Raw genomic sequence first — 15,494 nt, 5'->3', positions numbered from 1 at the left:
TCGAGAGTTACCGATTCGTGCTGCAAGCCGGCGACCGCTGCGCGGACCAGCGTGGACTGTGTACTCGGTCACCCCGCTTGTCACGATTGGGAACACATTCGCTCCACATTGGTAACGAGAACCAGGGTTCAGGCGACTCTGCTATCACAAGCAACAATCGCGCAGTGGATACTGAGCAGCCACAACAGATTACGGTTGCCCCTCGCCGGAATCTCACTGAAAGAAGCAGGACGATCAGCCGCCGACAACCCCGAGGTCAGGACCGTAAGCGCCCACTGTGGATGCTCGGCCTGATCGCTCCCTCGTGTGCCTTACTGCCCTCGCAGCTCGTGCTGCACACCGGCGCGCCCGTGTTCTGGTGGATCGGCCCGGTGATCGTGCTGATCGCGATCCCGGTGCTGGACTGGGTCGTCGGCGAGGACGGCGCGAACCCGCGCGACGAGGACTACGAATTGCTCTCCGGCGACCGGTATTACCGCTGGTGCACCTACTTGTTCCTGCCGATCCAGCTGTTCGGGCTCGGCATCGCCTGTTATCTGTGGGCGGGCGAGGAACTCACGATCGTCGACAAGCTCGGCCTGGCCGCGACGCTCGGCTTCGTCAGCGGCATCGGCATCAACGCCGCGCACGAGCTCGGGCACCGGGTCGAGCACCTGGAGCGCTGGCTGGCGAAGATCGCACTCGCCCAGTCGGGTTACGGGCATTTCTTCGTCGAGCACAACCGCGGTCATCACGTGCGGGTCGCCACGCCCGAGGATCCGGCCAGCGCCCGGCTCGGTGAGTCGCTGTGGGAGTTCCTGCCGCGCAGTGTGCGCGGCGGTTTCCGGTCGGCGATCCAGCTCGAGCGGGAGCGGCTCACCCGCAAGAACCGGGGCTGGTGGGACGTGGACAATCACATCCTGCAGGCGTGGGCGATGAGCGTGGTGCTGTTCGGCACGTTGGTTGCGCTGTTCGGCTGGCAGATCCTGCCGTGGCTGGCGCTGCAGGCGGTGATCGGCATCGGGCTGCTGGAGACGGTGAACTACGTCGAGCACTACGGCTTGTTGCGGGCCCGCCGCAGCGACGGCAAGTACGCCAGGTGCTCGCCGCGCGACAGCTGGAACAGCGACCGGCTGGTCACCAACATCTTCCTGTTCCATCTGCAGCGGCACAGCGACCACCACGCCAATCCGGGACGCCGGTACCAGACACTGCGCAGCTCGGCGCACGCACCACAACTGCCCGCGGGCTACGCGACGATGGTCCTGCTCGCCGCCGTCCCGCCGCTGTGGCGGCTCGTGATGGACCATCGGGTGCTTGCCCACTACGGCGGCGACATCACCCTCGCCAACGTCCAACCGCCCAAGCAGGGACGCCTGCGCGCCACCCTCGCCTACCGGCGCGCCCCAGGCTGAGCGGCGGGCGGACTCCCTCGCCCGCCCGCCTTCGTCAGACCCGTTCCGCCGAGCGCGTGCGCACGCGCAGGGCGATGGGCTTCTGGGTTTCGGCGAAGAAGTCGTTGCCCTTGTCGTCGACGACGATGAAGGCGGGGAAGTCTTCGACCTCGATCTTCCAGACGGCTTCCATCCCGAGTTCGGGGTATTCGAGCACCTCGACGGACTTGATGCAGTCCAGCGCGAGGCGGGCGGCCGGGCCGCCGATGGAGCCGAGGTAGAAGCCGCCGTGCTCGTGGCACGCCTTGGTCACCTGAGCGGAGCGGTTGCCCTTGGCCAGCATCACGAAAGAGCCGCCCGCGGCTTGGAACTGGTCGACGTAGGAGTCCATCCGGCCCGCGGTGGTCGGCCCGAACGAGCCGGATGCGTAACCCTCGGGAGTCTTCGCCGGGCCCGCGTAGTAGACGGCCATCTCGCGCAGGTACTCCGGCATCGGCTCCCCCGCGTCGAGCCGCTCCTTGATCTTGGCGTGCGCGATGTCGCGGGCGACCACCAGCGGACCGGTCAGCGAAAGCCGGGTCTTCACCGGATATTTCGACAACTCGGCGCGGATCTCCGACATCGGCCGGTTCAGGTCGATCCGCACCACATCGCCGCCGAGGATCGAGTCGGTCTGCTCCGGCAGGTAGTGTGCGGGCTCCCGCTCGAGCTGCTCGAGGAACACGCCCTCCGGGGTGATCTTGGCCAGCGCCTGCCGGTCGGCCGAGCAGGACACCGCGATGGCCACCGGGCAGCTGGCGCCGTGCCTGGGCAACCGGACGACGCGCACGTCGTGGCAGAAGTACTTACCGCCGAACTGCGCGCCGATGCCGAAGGATTGGGTGAGCTTGAACACCTCTTCCTCCAGCTCCAGGTCCCGGAAGCCGTGCGCGGCAAGCGATCCCTCGGTGGGCAGGTTGTCCAGGTAGTGCGCCGAGGCGTATTTGGCTGTCTTCAGGGCGAATTCGGCGCTGGTACCGCCGATCACGACAGCCAGGTGGTACGGCGGGCAGGCCGCGGTGCCGAGCGAGCGGATCTTCTCGTCCAGGAACTCCAGCATGCGCGTTGGGTTCAGCACGGCCTTGGTCTCCTGGTACAGGAACGACTTGTTCGCCGACCCGCCGCCCTTGGCCATGAACAGGAATTTGTACACCGGATGCGCGGGATCGCCTGGCGTGGAATACAACTCGATCTGCGCGGGCAGGTTGGTGCCGGTGTTCTTCTCGTCCCACATGGTGATCGGGGCGAGCTGGGAGTAGCGCAGGTTCAGCTTGGTGTAGGCGTCGAACACGCCGCGGCTGATCCATTCGGCGTCGTCGGCGCCGGTGAGCACGCCCTCGGACTTCTTGCCCATGACGATCGCGGTGCCGGTGTCCTGGCACATCGGCAGGATGCCGCCCGCGGAGATGTTCACGTTCTTGAGCAGGTCCAGCGCGACGAAGCGGTCGTTGCCGCTGGACTCGGGGTCGTCGATGATCTTGCGCAGCTGGGCCAGGTGCGTCGGGCGCAGGTAGTGACTGATGTCGTGCATCGCCTCGGCGGTCAGCAGGCGCAGCGCCTCCGGCTCCACCTGCAGGAAGGTCCGGCCGTTGACCTCGAAGGTGCTGACGCCCTCGGTGGTGAGCAACCGGTACGAGGTGTCGTCGGCGCCGATCGGCAACAGGTCTGAATAACGGAAGTCCGGCGCGGTCACGGGACGCACTCCTTCGGGCTGGGCCTTGGCTGTTGCTCAGCCGGGCTGGTCACAGGCACAGCGAGCGTATCCACCCCGCAACGTCACATGATGCTTAGGCAAGGCTTATCTCTAGCAGTTGCCACAAAAGGTTGCACGTTCAACCCCGGGGGTGCTACCTGTCGTCTCACACAAAACGATCGGACGTCCAAGCGTCCGTTCGCCGCAACAACCGTCGCGCGACGCACAACGACGCGCGACAATGTATGACACGCCAGAGTTTGGAGCGCTATCGTGACCGATCCCCATTGGCTCGATGACGTCGAAATGCGCGCCTGGGTGGGCTTCGTGCGCACCCGCGACCTCATCGCCGCGGCGGTCGGGCGGGACTCGACGCGGGAGTCGAACCTCACCTACGTCGAATACTCGGTGCTCGCCTTCCTGAGCAAGTCCCCGGACCACCGCTGCACCTTCGCCGACCTGGCCGCGCAGCTGGAATGGTCGCAGAGCAGGCTGTCGCATCAGATCACCCGGATGGAGAAGCGCGGGCTGGTGGTCCGCGAGCCGATCCCCGACGACGCGCGCCGCACCGCGGCCCGGCTCACCCCGCGCGGTGCGGAGGTGCTGACCGGCGCGGCGCCCGCGCACGTGGTCAGCGTGCGCAAACACATGATCGACGTGCTCGACCGGCAGCAACTGGCCGCCCTCGCCGACATCTACGACACGCTGCTCGCGCATCATCGACAGCCGGCGAACGACAACTGACCACTCAGGCGGAGGTCGGGGCGGCCTCCCGTTGCGCCGCCGATTCCGAGATCGCGGCGGCATCGGCCACGCCTGCCTCGCCGGGCGTCTCTGCCTTCTTGGCTACGCCTGTCCCGTCAGCCACGTCCGCCCTGTCGACCACGACGGGCACCGGCACGCCCAGCGCGCGCTCGAACCCGTTTGGCACCACCAGGTCCCCGCGATCCAATTCGGCCACACTGGTTTTGCGCAGACCGAGCAGCGCCGAGTCGATCCCGCCGCGCAGGATGTCCAGGACGTTCTCCACGCCCGCTTGACCATTGGCGGCCAGGCCCCACAGGTACCCGCGCCCGATCATCACCGCGCGAGCGCCGAGCGCCACCGCCTTCACCACATCGCTGCCGCGCCGGATGCCGCCGTCGAGCACCACCTCGATCTGCGAACCCACCGCGTCGGCCACCGCGGGCAGCGCCCGGATGGCGGCGGGGGTGCCGTCGAGGTTGTTGCCGCCGTGGTTGGACACCGAGATCGCGGCGACGCCCGCGTCGACCGCGCGCAGCGCGTCGTCGACCCGGATGACGCCCTTCAGCATCACCGGGCCGGCCCACTGCTCGCAAATCCATTGCACGTCAGCCCAGTCCGGCGGCGGCGTGCCCATCCACTCGCCGTAGGCGCCGAAGAACCCCGGCGCAGGCCCGTCGCCGAGCGCCATGTTCGGCGCGGTGAGATCCGGAATGTGCCCGGCCTTCGCATAGGTGGCGAGCCAGCGCGGCCTGGCCAGCGTCTGCGGCGCGAACTTCAGCATGGTGCGCAGGTCGAGCTTCTCCGGGATCACCGGGCTGCCCCAGTCCCGGCCGTGCGAGAACGACCAGTCCAGCGTCAGGATCAGCCCCACCGCGCCTGCCGTCTTCGCCCGGTCCATCCGCTGCAGGATCTCGTCTTTGCTGCCGCACCAGTACATCTGGAAGAAGGTCGCCGGGTTGGCCGCGGTCACCTCTTCGATCGGCTTGCTGGCGAAGGAGCTGAGCCCCATCGCGATGCCGCGGGCCGCCGCCGCGCGGGCGACGGCCACCTCACCGTCGGGATGCACCGCCTGCACACCGGTCGGCGAGATCATGACGGGCATCGAAAGCTGTTGGCCGAGCACGGTCGTCGACTGGTCGCGGGTACCGATCGGGCCCGCGACGTGCGGCGCGAAGCCGAGTTCGGTGAACGCCTGCTGGTTGTCCTCGATGGTCTGGCCGCGCTCGGATCCGGCGATCAGCGCGCCGTACACCGATTTCGGCAGTCTCTTCTTCGCACGCCGCTGCGCTTCGGCAACGGTTTCGAACCACGGGTTCATGGTCGGACGGTCCTTTCCAGGGCAGCTACCGGCCACCACAGCCGGGTTCGGTCGAGCAGGTCGGTGGTCAGGTGGTCGAGCAGGGTGGCGCCCTCGTCGGCGGTCGCGCCGGTCGGGTCGCCGAGCACGCCGTTGGCGCTGACCGCGCGGACACCGGCGTCGCGCAGCAGCGGCATCAGCTCGGTGAGCGGGCGCGGGTCGCCCGGTTCGGCGCGGTCCAGGCGTACCCGGTCGGGCGTGAGTGCCAGTTGCACAGCGGTTTCCGAGCGTCCCGCGTGCAGATCGCCCTGGTAGCGCGGCAGATACACGCGCACGTCACGGGATTCGCTGCGCAACAGGGCCTCCGCGCGCCGCAATGGCTCCAGGTTGCCACCGTGCCAGTTGACCAGCAGGATGCGGTCGAAAGTGTCCGTCGCCGAACGGCACAGCTCGACGACGAGCAGTTCCAGTGCGGCCTGCCCGACGGACAGGGTGCCGGGGAAACCCGCGTGCTCGCCGCTCGCACCGTACGGGATCGCCGGCGCGACAAGCACATCCGGGCGCAGCGCGGCGAGGCGGGCACAGAGTGCCGCGGCGATGTCGGTGTCGGTGGACAGCGGCAGGTGCGGGCCGTGCTGTTCGGTCGCGCCGACCGCGACGGCGAGAATCGCGCCCGCGGCGGCCCGCTCCCCCGCCTCCGGCGAGGTGAGATCGGCCGTCGCGTAACTGTGGTGCGCGACACTTTCGAACATCTCCGGAGATTATCGTCAGCCACTGACATAATCAATACCCGTGACAGCAAGGACCACCCGCGGTCGCCCGCGCGGCACCACCAAACGCGAGCTCGAACTGATCGCCATGCGGCTGTTCACCGAGCAGGGCTTCGACGACACCACCGTCGAGCAGATCGCCGCCGCGGCGGGGATCAGCGGCCGCACCTTCTTCCGCTACTTCCCGACCAAGGCGGAGGTGCTCTGGTACCAGTTCGATGACGAAGTCGCCGCTCTGCGCACCGCGTTCGCCGCGGTGCCCGACGATGTTCCGATGATGACCGCGGTACGCCGAGTTGTCGTGAACGCCAATCGGTATCGGGCCGAGGACGTGCCCGAGCTACGCACCCGCATGCAGCTGGTCGCCACCAACCCCGCCTTGGCCGCCACCGCGGGCGCGCACTACGACGCCTGGGAACGCGCGGTCAGTGACTTCGCCGCGCGCAGGCTCGGCGAACCGGACAACGCCCTGATCCCGCTTGCGGTCGGGCGCACCACCCTGGCCGCCGCCCGCGCCGCATTCGATGCCTGGCTGGCCCGCGCCGACGCGGACCTCACCGTTTACCTGGAGGCCGCGTTGAGCGGGTTGGAGCGCGGTTTCGCCCCGCCACCGTGAATCGCACGCGAACAACCGGCAGGTTTCATCCGCAACAGGGTTGGGGTATGACTAGGCTCGGTGTCGGTCGCACGGCCGAACCGCACGATCATCCCGACTCAAACCGTCGAAAGGGGCAGGAGTTTTCATGTCCGAGGTGTCCATGAGCCTTTCGGCGGATTCGCTGAGCGGACCGGTCGACAATCTGCTTCCGCAGTTGGTCGAGCATCTGCGTCAGAATCGCACCGCCCTGCGCGAAGAGTGGGCTCGGCGGATCACCGACGCCCAGCTCCTGACCGCGATGACGCCGGAGGAGATCTTCTCCGAGGCGACCTCCGTCTACGACAACTACGTCGAGGTGCTCGAGACCGGTAGCGTCGAGGCGCTGCAGGCCTACGCTCGCGACCTGTCCGAGCGCATCATTCCGAGAGGAGTCGAGACCGACGAGGTCCTCGGCATCGTCCTGCTCCTGCGCGACGTGCTCGCCCGCTCGCTGTTCGAGAAGTACCAGGCCGACTTCCAGCTGCTCAACGCGGTGCTCGACGCCTACGAACCGGCCGCCAACCGTATCGCCAACACCGTGGGCGTCTCGTTCGTGCAGGAACGCGAGCGCGTCATCCGCCAGCAGCAGGAGGCGATCCGCGAGCTGTCCACCCCTGTTCTCCAGGTGCGTGAACAGCTGCTCATCCTGCCGATCATCGGCGTGCTGGACAGCCAGCGCGCCCGCCAGCTCACCGAGCAGCTGCTGCGCGCGATCCGGGCCAACCGCGCCAAGGTCGTCGTCATCGACATCACCGGTGTCCCGCAGATCGACTCCACCGTGGCCAACCACCTGGTGCAGACCGTCGACGCGTCCGGTCTGATGGGCGCGAACGTGATCATCACCGGCCTCTCCTCGGAGATCGCGCTGACGCTGGTCACCATCGGCCTAGACCTGTCGAAGATGAACGCGGTCGGCGACCTCCAGGGTGGCATCGAGGAAGCGGAACGTCTGCTGGGCTACGAGGTTTCCCGAGTCGCCGAGCGGGTCACCGAACGCGACGGCCGCTAGATCGGGGCGGGCAGATGCCGGTACCGATTCTCAAACAGGGCACCTACCTCATCGCGTCGGTGCAGTCCGCGCTGACCGACGCCGACACCGAACGTCTACAAGACGACCTGATGAAACAGGTCAGCAAGTATCGAGCACACGGCATCATCGTCGACGTCACCGCGATCGACATCATGGATTCCTTCGCGGCGAGATCGTTGCGTACCATCGCGCACATGACGCAGCTGCGCGGCGCCGAAACGGTGATCGTCGGGCTGCAACCGGAAGTCGCCTTCGCCATGGTGCAACTCGGGCTCACGTTCGAGGACATGCACACCGCCCTCGACCTCGAAGAGGGCCTCGCTTGGCTCAACAAGAAGACGGCCAGCCCACGCCAGCGAGATGGTCGTGACAGTGGCCGCTGAGAACCTGGTGATCGCGGTCAGAGTGTCGGGCGACATCGTGATCGCACGTCAGGCCGGCCGCGAACTCGCAGCGAAGCTCGGATTCACACTGACAGACCGCACCATGATCTCCACGGCGATCTCCGAAATCGCACGCAACATCACCAGTTACGCAGGCAGCGGCGAGATTCGGCTGCTGGTCGACGATCGGGAGGGTCGGCAGGCACTGGTGGTGCAGGCCGAGGACCAGGGGCCCGGCATCCACGACATCCCCCGCGCGCTCGAGGACGGCTATTCGACCGGGCGCGGACTCGGGCTGGGTCTGCCCGGCGCGCGCAGGCTGATGGACCGGCTCATCGTCGACTCGGCACCCGGCAAGGGCACGTTGGTGGAGATGTGGAAGTGGGTACCCAACGGTGCATGACGACGGGTTCATCGGCCGAATCGAGTGGGCGGTGGCCGGTCGCGCGCTACCCGGCCAACGCGTCTCCGGTGACCGCGGCCTCATCCTCGACACCGGCGGCGGCACCGTCCTTTTCGCCGTGCTGGACGGGCTCGGGCACGGTGCCCCCGCGGCCGACGCCGCCGACCGGGCCGCGCAGGTGCTCTCCGAGAACCGCGCCGAACCGCTGGACGTGCTGATGGTGCTGTGTCATCGCGCCATGGCCGACACCCGGGGTGCCGCGGTCTCGCTCGCCCTGTTCGACCCCGGCGACACGGTGCGCTGGCTCGGCGTCGGCAACGTCGAATCCCGGGTGCTGACAGTGACTCCCGCGGGGCTCACCAGTCGCGCGAACATCTTGCTCACCGCGGGGATCGTCGGCTATCGACTGCCGCAGAATCTGCAACCGCAGACCATTCATGTGCGCCCCGGCGACCTGCTGCTGATGTCCACCGACGGCATCGTCAGCGAATCCGCCGACGCGATCGATCTCTCGAAGTCCACCGCGGAGATCACCTCCGACATCCTGGCCAAGCACGCCAAGGACACCGACGATGCGCTGGTGCTCGCCGCCCGCCACCGTGGTTCGGCGCAAGGCCTGCCGTCATGAGGGGCCGCGTCCTATGACAGCACTGGCCGACTTCCTCGACGAATACGCGAAAGCCCTACGGCGACATCTGGATTCACCGAGCCAGGGCACACTGGCCGAGGGCTACGAGCTCGGCAGGCGGGCGTTGGTCGAGGGCATCAGCCTGCTCGACCTCAACGAGAACCACTTCCGGGTGGTGCAGGCCGCCGAGCACGCGGCGGGCATCGGCGGCGCCGACTCGCGGCTGGCCGAGTCGGCGTTGGAGTTTCTGCTGCAAACCCTTGCCGCACTGGACATCGCGACCCGCGGCTACCTCGACGGGGTCGGCCGTTACGAGCAACAGCGTTCCCGCGCAGACGATCTCGCGGGCCGCGACGCCTTCCGCACCGCGTTGGTCGAGTCGCTGCAGGACGGTTTCTTCGTCGCCGACTCGCACGGCGCCATCGTCGAGGTGAACTCGGCGTTCGGCGCCCTCACCGGGTACGGCGCCGCCGATGTGCCGTTCCCGCTGCCGCATCCGTGGTCGATGCCGGACGGGCCGCGCTACCCCGATCTCGGCACGGAGGCACAGCGTTTCGTCATTCCGATCCGGCACCGCGACGGCCGCACCGTGTGGCTCGCGGTGAGCACCAGCGCGCTGATCAAGCCGGAGAACAACGAGCGCATCTTCGTCGGCACCATCCGTGACGTGACCGCCGAGCACAACGCGCAGGCCCGCGATCAGGCCGCGTCTCGCCTCGCCACCGCGGTGGCCGCCGCGACGAGCGTGGTCGAGGTGCTGGCCGTCGGCCTCGACGAAGTGCGGCGCACGGTCGGCGCGCAGACCGCGGTGGTGGCGGTGTGGCCGAGCAGACACGTCGAGCCGGAGGTATACGTCTCCGGCGCCGAGGGCGCGAACGGTCCGGAGAACGCCGAACTGGACGCGCGGGCGCGGGCCATGCTGGAGCGGGCCAGACGCAGACCCGGTCGCAGCCTGTTCGCCATACCGGAGGGCACCGAGAGCTCCGAGGGCATCGTCGCCCCGCTCGGCGAAACCGGCGACGCCGCACTGTGGCTGCGGTTCGCCGCGCCGCGCGCGATCAGCGCCGCCGACTGGACGCTGTTCTCACTGCTGATCGGCCACCTCAGCCTGGCGGTGCAGCGGGCGCGCAACTTCGATCAGGCGCGTTCGACCTCGCTGACCCTGCAGCGGGCCATGCTCGGCCCGATCGAACTGCCGCCGCGGTTCTCGGTGCACTACGAGCCCGCGCTGCCGCCGCTGGAGATCGGCGGCGACTGGTACGACGTGGTGCCGTTGCGGGACGGCACCATCGGCGTCGTGGTCGGCGACTGCGTCGGCCGTGGACTGTCCGCCGCCGTGGTGATGGGCCAATTGCGTACCGCCGCAAGGGCATTGCTGCTACGTGGGGCCGGCCCCGCGCAGCTGCTCGCCGAGCTGGACACCGTCGCGGGGCGCATCCCCGGAGCAATGTGCACGACCGTGTGCGCCGCCGTGCTCGATCCGGTGCGCGGGCTGGTCCGCTACAGCAGCGCGGGCCACATGCCGCCGATCCTGGCCGATGTCGAAGCGACCGGACGGTTGCTGGAGGGCGGGCGTTCGGTGCCGCTGGCCACCTTCGACCCGCCGCGCCGCCCGGAGGCGACCACCGCGTTGACGCCGGGGTCGACACTGGTGCTGTTCACCGACGGGCTCGTCGAACAGCGCGGCATCGACATCGACGACAGCTTCGCCAAGATCGCCGCCGTGCTCGCCGACACCTCGGCCAAACTACCGAGGGAAGTGGCCGACGCGGTGCTCTCGCGCCTGCGACCCGCCGCCGGTTACGACGACGACGTCGCCATGGTGGTCTATCGCCAACCCCCGGCGCCGCTGCGCCTCGAGGTCCCCGCGCACCCGGATGAGCTTGCGGCACTGCGCCGTACGCTCAAAGCCTGGCTGGCCGCCGCCGCGGTGCCGCACGACCTCGCCTCCGACCTGGTGGCCGCGGCGAACGAGGCGTGCAGCAACAGCATCGAGCACGCCTACCGCAACGGCGCCGTGCCGAGCGGCCGCCCCGCGAGCACCGATCACTCGATGGGCCGGGTCAGCAAGACCCTGCGCGACCCCGCCGCCGACATCAATCGCGTCCAATTGAGCGCCACCTGCAACACCGAGACGGTGGTGATCACCGTCACCGACGCGGGCAGCTGGAAGCCGCGCTCCGCCGATCCCGGCTATCGCGGCCGCGGCATCGATATGATGCGCGCGCTCACCGAGGAGCTCGACATCGACCACACCGGGCCGGGCACCCGCGTCCGCATGTCGGTGACCCTGCCCGCCATCACCTTCCCGGTGGCCAACCCGCTGCGCGGCACCAACCGCCACTTTTAGACGAACGCAGGGCCCTGCTACCGCAGGCACCGGGCCGTCGGGCGCGCGTCGGGGTGTCGGTACGCGGCTGTTTCGCGCACGATCGGCCGAGGCCCCGCAGATGCCGCGCCGGGCGACCAGCCGCTGCGCCGACCGGCCGAATGCTTCTATTCCGAAGCGGCACAACAACAGGTTCGACCGGCGTCCTTACGGTAGTGTTTGTCCTTATGAACGCGCCGAGGTTGCGAATTCGCCGCTACTTGTGTGTTGTGATGTTGTGACCAACACTTCCGGAGACGCGTATCCCCTCGCGGACACGATGACCACCACCGTCGCCTCACAGGATGGTGCGACGGTCCTCACGGTGGTCGGCGAGGTCGACCTGGCAACCGCCCCCGCGCTGGAGAGCTCGATCGAGGCGATCCTCGACGGCAAGCCCGCGGCGCTGATCATCGACCTGACCGCAGTCAGCTTCCTCGCCTCGGCGGGGATGGCCGTGCTCGTCGCAACACATCAGCGTGCGGGTAAGGACACCGCCATCGCCGTCGTCGCCGACGGCCCCGCCACCAGCAGACAACTGCGGATGACCAACCTCGATCAGGTCTTCGCCGTGCACTCCACGCTGCAGGAGGCGCTCGCGGGGTTCCAGAACCGCTGAGAGGTTCATCCGGGCCGTAGGCGCTCGTCCCGCTGCGCCTCGGTCGCGGAGGCTACTTCGAGGATGGCGAAAGCCGCGGCGCGCAGCGGCTCGATGTCGTCCTCCCCGATGCCGTGCCGTTCGGCCTCCTGCAGCAACTCGATCGCTCGGTTCGAGCGCTCCACGAGGTCGAACAGCAGGTATTCACAGGTGCGGAGGTAGGCGTACGCGCCAAGGAGTGCCACCGCGCCCCGCAGTTCCCGGTCCAACGCCGGGTTCTCCAGGTAGAGCCGCACCATCTCGAGCAGCATGCGCCAGTCCGGCGGCGGCGCGGACGAGTCGAAGCATTCGGATAGCGGTTCGGGCAGCCGCCGCGACGAGACCAGCGCGACGATGGCCGCAGGCAGCGGGGGTGTATCGAACATTGCTTCCTCGCCGCCGTGTGGAACCGGTGATCGGCGCCCGACCCCCGTGCCGGGCAGCTTACGGCGTGGTGGGCAGGGCGACAATCCCTGCCCACCACCATCATCGGTCGCTCAGCAGAGCTCGCGCAGCTGCTCGATCAGCTTGACGCGTTCGGCCGGGGTCGCGGCCATCGGCAGGACGTTGAGGACGGTGACGCCTGCCTCGGCGAAGGCGGCGACCCGTTCCTTGACGTAGCCGGCGGGTCCGATCAGCGAGGTGTCGCGGGCCAGCGCATCCGGGACGGCCTTGGCCGCCTCTTCCTTCTTGCCGGACAGGTATAGCTCCTGGATGCGGTCGGCCTCGGCGCCGTAGCCGTACTTGGTGGCCAACATGTGGTAGAAGTTCTTGCCCTTGGCGCCCATGCCGCCGATGTAGAGGGCCAGGTGCGGCTTCACGAACTCCAGCAGCGGCTCGACATCGTCGCCGATGGCCAGCGCGGGGCTCGCGTAGACGTCGAGCGCGCCGAGCTGCGGGTCACGCTTGGCGAAGCCCGCGTCGAGCGACTCGCCCCAGATCTCCTTCGCCTTCTCCGGCAGGAAGAAGATCGGCTGCCACCCTTCGGCGATCTCGGCGGTCAGCTCGACGTTCTTCGGGCCGATCGAGGCGAGCAGCACCGGAATGCGTTCGCGCACCGGGTGATTGATCAGCTTCAGCGACTTGCCCAGGCCGGTGCCCTGCCCCTCGGGCAGCGGAATCTGGTAGTACTTCCCGTGGTATTCGAGGCGCTCGCGGCGCCACACCTTGCGGCAGATCTCCACCAGTTCCCTGGTGCGCCCGATCGGCGCGTCGTAGGGCACGCCGTGGAAGCCCTCGATCACCTGGGGACCCGACGCGCCGAGGCCGAGAATGAACCGGCCGTCGGAGACGAAGTCGAGCCCGGCCGCGGTCATCGCGGTGAGGCTGGGGGTGCGGGTGTAGATCTGCAGGATGCCGGAGGCCAGCTGCAACCGTGTCGTCTTGGCCGCCAGATAGCCGAGCGCGCTGACCGCGTCGAACGAGTACGCCTCGGGGATGAACACGATGTCCAATCCCGCGCGCTCCAGGTCGGCGACTTCCGCCGCCGCCTCTTTGAAACCGCCCGAGTAGTTGATGCCCAATCCGATCCGCATAGGACTCAACATAACGGCGACTACGGGGCCACGCCGCACCGGACCGCCGTACCGGGGACGGTGCTCGCAGGAAGCGCCGCAGGCAACCGGTAGCGTTGACCCCGCACTCCCCGCCCACACCGCTCTCTGAAAGGCGTCTGACCCGTGTCGCAGCCGAGCACATCGTCCCAGGAAACTGCGCCCTCGTTCGGCGAGGCAACGCTCGCGCAGTACCTGTCCGAGCTGGCCGCCAAGGTGCCCGCGCCCGGCGGTGGCGCCGTGGCCGCGCTGCACGCCGCGCAGGCCGCCGCGCTGGTCGCGATGGTCGGGCGCTACACCACCCGCGCCAAGGATGCCGAGAACCGCCCGGTGGTCGACCGGATCATCGAGGCCGCCGACGCCGCCCGCGCGCGTTCGCTCGCCCTCGCCGATGCCGACGCCGCCGCGTTCACCGCGGTCGGCGCCGCCTACAAGCTGCCGAAGACCACGCAGGCGGAGGAGGCCGACCGCACCGCGGCCATCAACGCGGCACTGATCGAGGCCGCACGGGTGCCCGCCGCCGTGGTCGACGAGGCCGACGAGGTGCTCTCGCTGGCCGCCGAGCTGTTCCCCATCGGCAACCCCACCGTGGTCACCGACATCGGCGCCGCGGCCGACGCGTGCCGCGCGGCCGCCGCGAGTTCACAGCTCAATATCGAGATCAACGTCGCCTCGCTGCCCGCCGCGGACGGCGACCGGTTCGCCGCCGTATTGCTGCGCATCGAGGAGATCGTCGCGCGCGCCGACGGACTACACGCCGACGTGGTGCACGCGGTTCGCGGCTAGGTCGCGTTTCCGTACCGCGCGGCCGGGTATGTCGGCGAAGACAGCCGACAGAGCCGAGGAGGTAGCCGTGCAGATCGGATACAAGCTGGCCGCGGAGGCATTCGGGCCGAAAGAGCTGATGCGCCAAGCGGTTCGGGCGGAGTCCGCGGGATTCGACTTCGTCGAGATGAGTGACCACTACCACCCCTGGCTCGACGTGCAGGGGCATTCACCGTTCGCGTGGACGGTGTTGGGCGCGATCGCCGCGCAGACCGACCGGATCGGGTTGGCGACCGGGGTGACCTGCCCGACCGTCCGCTACCACCCGGCGATCATCGCGCAGGCCGCAGCGACGCTGGCGCTGGTGTCCGACGGCCGGTTCACCCTCGGCGTCGGGTCCGGTGAGCGGTTGAACGAGCATGTCGTCGCGCGGGAGTTCCCTGATGTGCGCAAGCGCCAGGAGATGCTGCGGGAAGCGCTGGAGATCATCCGCTTGCTGTGGCGCGGCGGCTATCGCTCCTACGACGGTCGCTACCTGTCGTTGTCGGACGCGCGCGTCTTCGACCTGCCCGACGAACTGCCGGTGATCGCCGTCGCCGCCAGTGGTCCGCCGTCCGCGCGGATCGCCGCCGAGCTCGGCGACGGACTGTTCGCCACCGAGCCCGAATCCGAGATCGTGGACCGTTACCGGGAAGCGGGCGGGGACGGCCCGCGCTACGCGGAGGTGCCGATGGCCTGGGCGCCCGACGAGCAGACCGCGGCCAAGGCCGTGCTCGAGACGACGCGCTGGGCTTTGACCGGCTGGAAGGTGATGAGCGAACTGCCCAATCCGGTCAACTTCGATGCCGCCTCCAAGACCGTGCGCATCGATGATGTGCTCGGGCAGTTCGCCTGCGGCCCTGATCCGGCCCGTTATGTCGAGGTGGCCCAGCAGTTCGTCGACGCGGGCTTCGACCACTTGGTCATGCAGAACGCCGGGCCGGACCCGGACGGTTTCATCGACTTCTTCCAGCAGGAACTCGAACCCCGCTTGCGCCAGCTCACCCCTCGCTCAGCCTGAGCTGTTGCCTGGCGCGTAGCCATTTCTGACAGCCGCACCCCAGGGCTCCGGGGTGCGGCTGTTCTGCACGAACGGTCGTGCGATGGGTGTTTCGTCTGGTTTGTTCGAGGA

Annotated in this window: 16 protein-coding genes; 11 read left to right on the top strand and 5 right to left on the bottom strand. The window is 68.6% G+C overall.

Features of this window, described 5'->3' with window-relative positions; all coding sequences use genetic code 11:
• Window positions 1-281: 281 nt before the first annotated feature.
• The gene (locus tag ACIHA7_RS21930; protein WP_397292521.1) at window positions 282-1,394 is read left to right on the top strand and encodes an alkane 1-monooxygenase; all 1,113 of its coding nucleotides are present in this window, start codon (window positions 282-284) and stop codon (window positions 1,392-1,394) included.
• A 34-nt stretch (window positions 1,395-1,428) separates the two neighbouring features.
• On the opposite strand, the gene ACIHA7_RS21925 is transcribed toward ACIHA7_RS21930, so the two are convergent.
• A complete protein-coding gene (locus tag ACIHA7_RS21925; RefSeq protein ID WP_397292517.1) occupies window positions 1,429-3,105 on the bottom strand; it encodes a fumarate hydratase in 1,677 nt (558 codons plus the stop codon).
• Between the two features lie 273 nt (window positions 3,106-3,378).
• On the opposite strand from ACIHA7_RS21925, the gene ACIHA7_RS21920 reads away from it, so the two are divergent.
• Window positions 3,379-3,849, top strand: coding sequence for a MarR family winged helix-turn-helix transcriptional regulator (locus ACIHA7_RS21920; RefSeq protein ID WP_135231849.1), 471 nt, complete (start codon window positions 3,379-3,381; stop codon window positions 3,847-3,849).
• A gap of 4 nt (window positions 3,850-3,853) precedes the next feature.
• Here the strand turns inward: ACIHA7_RS21920 and mftD are convergent, their stop codons facing one another.
• Both mftD and mftE read right to left on the bottom strand, forming a co-directional pair.
• Window positions 3,854-5,170, bottom strand: coding sequence for a pre-mycofactocin synthase MftD (gene mftD, locus ACIHA7_RS21915; RefSeq protein WP_397292514.1), 1,317 nt, complete (start codon window positions 5,168-5,170; stop codon window positions 3,854-3,856).
• Complete coding sequence (mftE, locus tag ACIHA7_RS21910) at window positions 5,167-5,901, bottom strand: mycofactocin biosynthesis peptidyl-dipeptidase MftE (protein ID WP_397292510.1); 735 nt, start codon at window positions 5,899-5,901, stop codon at window positions 5,167-5,169. Before mftE ends, mftD begins: the two co-directional genes overlap by 4 nt.
• Window positions 5,902-5,941: 40 nt before the next feature.
• Here mftE and mftR point away from each other — a divergent pair, with 40 nt between their 5' ends.
• The 7 genes from mftR to ACIHA7_RS21875 all read left to right on the top strand — a co-directional run bounded on the left by mftR (window position 5,942) and on the right by ACIHA7_RS21875 (window position 11,987).
• A complete protein-coding gene (gene mftR / locus ACIHA7_RS21905; protein WP_107657742.1) occupies window positions 5,942-6,535 on the top strand; it encodes a mycofactocin system transcriptional regulator in 594 nt (197 codons plus the stop codon).
• Window positions 6,536-6,662: 127 nt separating this feature from the next.
• Entirely contained in the window at window positions 6,663-7,565 is a 903-nt protein-coding gene (locus ACIHA7_RS21900; RefSeq protein WP_107657743.1) for an STAS domain-containing protein, read from the top strand.
• A gap of 14 nt (window positions 7,566-7,579) precedes the next feature.
• Entirely contained in the window at window positions 7,580-7,969 is a 390-nt protein-coding gene (locus tag ACIHA7_RS21895) for an STAS domain-containing protein (protein ID WP_107660644.1), read from the top strand.
• Entirely contained in the window at window positions 7,947-8,372 is a 426-nt protein-coding gene (locus ACIHA7_RS21890; RefSeq protein ID WP_397292506.1) for an ATP-binding protein, read from the top strand. The genes ACIHA7_RS21895 and ACIHA7_RS21890 overlap by 23 nt, the downstream gene beginning before the upstream one ends.
• Entirely contained in the window at window positions 8,365-9,000 is a 636-nt protein-coding gene (locus ACIHA7_RS21885; protein ID WP_397292503.1) for a SpoIIE family protein phosphatase, read from the top strand. Before ACIHA7_RS21890 ends, ACIHA7_RS21885 begins: the two co-directional genes overlap by 8 nt.
• Before the next feature lie 13 nt (window positions 9,001-9,013).
• On the top strand, window positions 9,014-11,350 hold the full coding sequence (locus ACIHA7_RS21880; protein WP_397292500.1) for a SpoIIE family protein phosphatase: 2,337 nt from the start codon (window positions 9,014-9,016) through the stop codon (window positions 11,348-11,350).
• 298 nt (window positions 11,351-11,648) lie between these two features.
• A complete protein-coding gene (locus tag ACIHA7_RS21875; protein WP_135237380.1) occupies window positions 11,649-11,987 on the top strand; it encodes an STAS domain-containing protein in 339 nt (112 codons plus the stop codon).
• 5 nt (window positions 11,988-11,992) lie between these two features.
• Here ACIHA7_RS21875 and ACIHA7_RS21870 read toward each other — a convergent pair whose 3' ends face one another.
• Both ACIHA7_RS21870 and ACIHA7_RS21865 read right to left on the bottom strand, forming a co-directional pair.
• The gene (locus ACIHA7_RS21870; RefSeq protein ID WP_397292498.1) at window positions 11,993-12,391 is read right to left on the bottom strand and encodes a hypothetical protein; all 399 of its coding nucleotides are present in this window, start codon (window positions 12,389-12,391) and stop codon (window positions 11,993-11,995) included.
• Window positions 12,392-12,502: 111 nt separating this feature from the next.
• Complete coding sequence (locus ACIHA7_RS21865; RefSeq protein ID WP_397292496.1) at window positions 12,503-13,540, bottom strand: LLM class F420-dependent oxidoreductase; 1,038 nt, start codon at window positions 13,538-13,540, stop codon at window positions 12,503-12,505.
• Between the two features lie 144 nt (window positions 13,541-13,684).
• Here ACIHA7_RS21865 and ACIHA7_RS21860 point away from each other — a divergent pair, with 144 nt between their 5' ends.
• Together ACIHA7_RS21860 and ACIHA7_RS21855 are read left to right on the top strand one after the other, a co-directional pair.
• Window positions 13,685-14,344 (top strand): cyclodeaminase/cyclohydrolase family protein, encoded by a 660-nt coding sequence (locus ACIHA7_RS21860; RefSeq protein WP_397292493.1) that lies wholly within the window; start codon window positions 13,685-13,687, stop codon window positions 14,342-14,344.
• Between the two features lie 67 nt (window positions 14,345-14,411).
• Window positions 14,412-15,383 carry a TIGR03557 family F420-dependent LLM class oxidoreductase gene (locus ACIHA7_RS21855; protein ID WP_397292491.1) on the top strand — a complete coding sequence of 324 codons (972 nt, stop codon included), beginning with the start codon at window positions 14,412-14,414 and terminating at the stop codon, window positions 15,381-15,383.
• Window positions 15,384-15,494 lie beyond the last annotated feature (111 nt).

Source organism: Nocardia sp. NPDC052316 (assembly GCF_044547795.1).
Lineage (GTDB): Bacteria > Actinomycetota > Actinomycetes > Mycobacteriales > Mycobacteriaceae > Nocardia.
The sequence above is the reverse complement of the archived record's forward strand: the minus strand, read 5'-3'. Positions and strand labels throughout refer to the sequence as shown.

Bases quoted from the DNA above. Each gene is read 5' to 3' on its own strand.
- ACIHA7_RS21930 (WP_397292521.1), top strand. From the start codon at position 282: ATGCTCGGCCTGATCGCTCCCTCGTGTGCCTTACTGCCCTCGCAGCTC.
- mftD (WP_397292514.1), bottom strand. From the start codon at position 5,170: ATGAACCCGTGGTTCGAAACCGTTGCCGAAGCGCAGCGGCGTGCGAAG.
- mftE (WP_397292510.1), bottom strand. From the start codon at position 5,901: ATGTTCGAAAGTGTCGCGCACCACAGTTACGCGACGGCCGATCTCACC.
- ACIHA7_RS21900 (WP_107657743.1), top strand. From the start codon at position 6,663: ATGTCCGAGGTGTCCATGAGCCTTTCGGCGGATTCGCTGAGCGGACCG.
- ACIHA7_RS21895 (WP_107660644.1), top strand. From the start codon at position 7,580: ATGCCGGTACCGATTCTCAAACAGGGCACCTACCTCATCGCGTCGGTG.
- ACIHA7_RS21890 (WP_397292506.1), top strand. From the start codon at position 7,947: ATGGTCGTGACAGTGGCCGCTGAGAACCTGGTGATCGCGGTCAGAGTG.
- ACIHA7_RS21880 (WP_397292500.1), top strand. From the start codon at position 9,014: ATGACAGCACTGGCCGACTTCCTCGACGAATACGCGAAAGCCCTACGG.
- ACIHA7_RS21875 (WP_135237380.1), top strand. From the start codon at position 11,649: ATGACCACCACCGTCGCCTCACAGGATGGTGCGACGGTCCTCACGGTG.
- ACIHA7_RS21870 (WP_397292498.1), bottom strand. From the start codon at position 12,391: ATGTTCGATACACCCCCGCTGCCTGCGGCCATCGTCGCGCTGGTCTCG.
- ACIHA7_RS21865 (WP_397292496.1), bottom strand. From the start codon at position 13,540: ATGCGGATCGGATTGGGCATCAACTACTCGGGCGGTTTCAAAGAGGCG.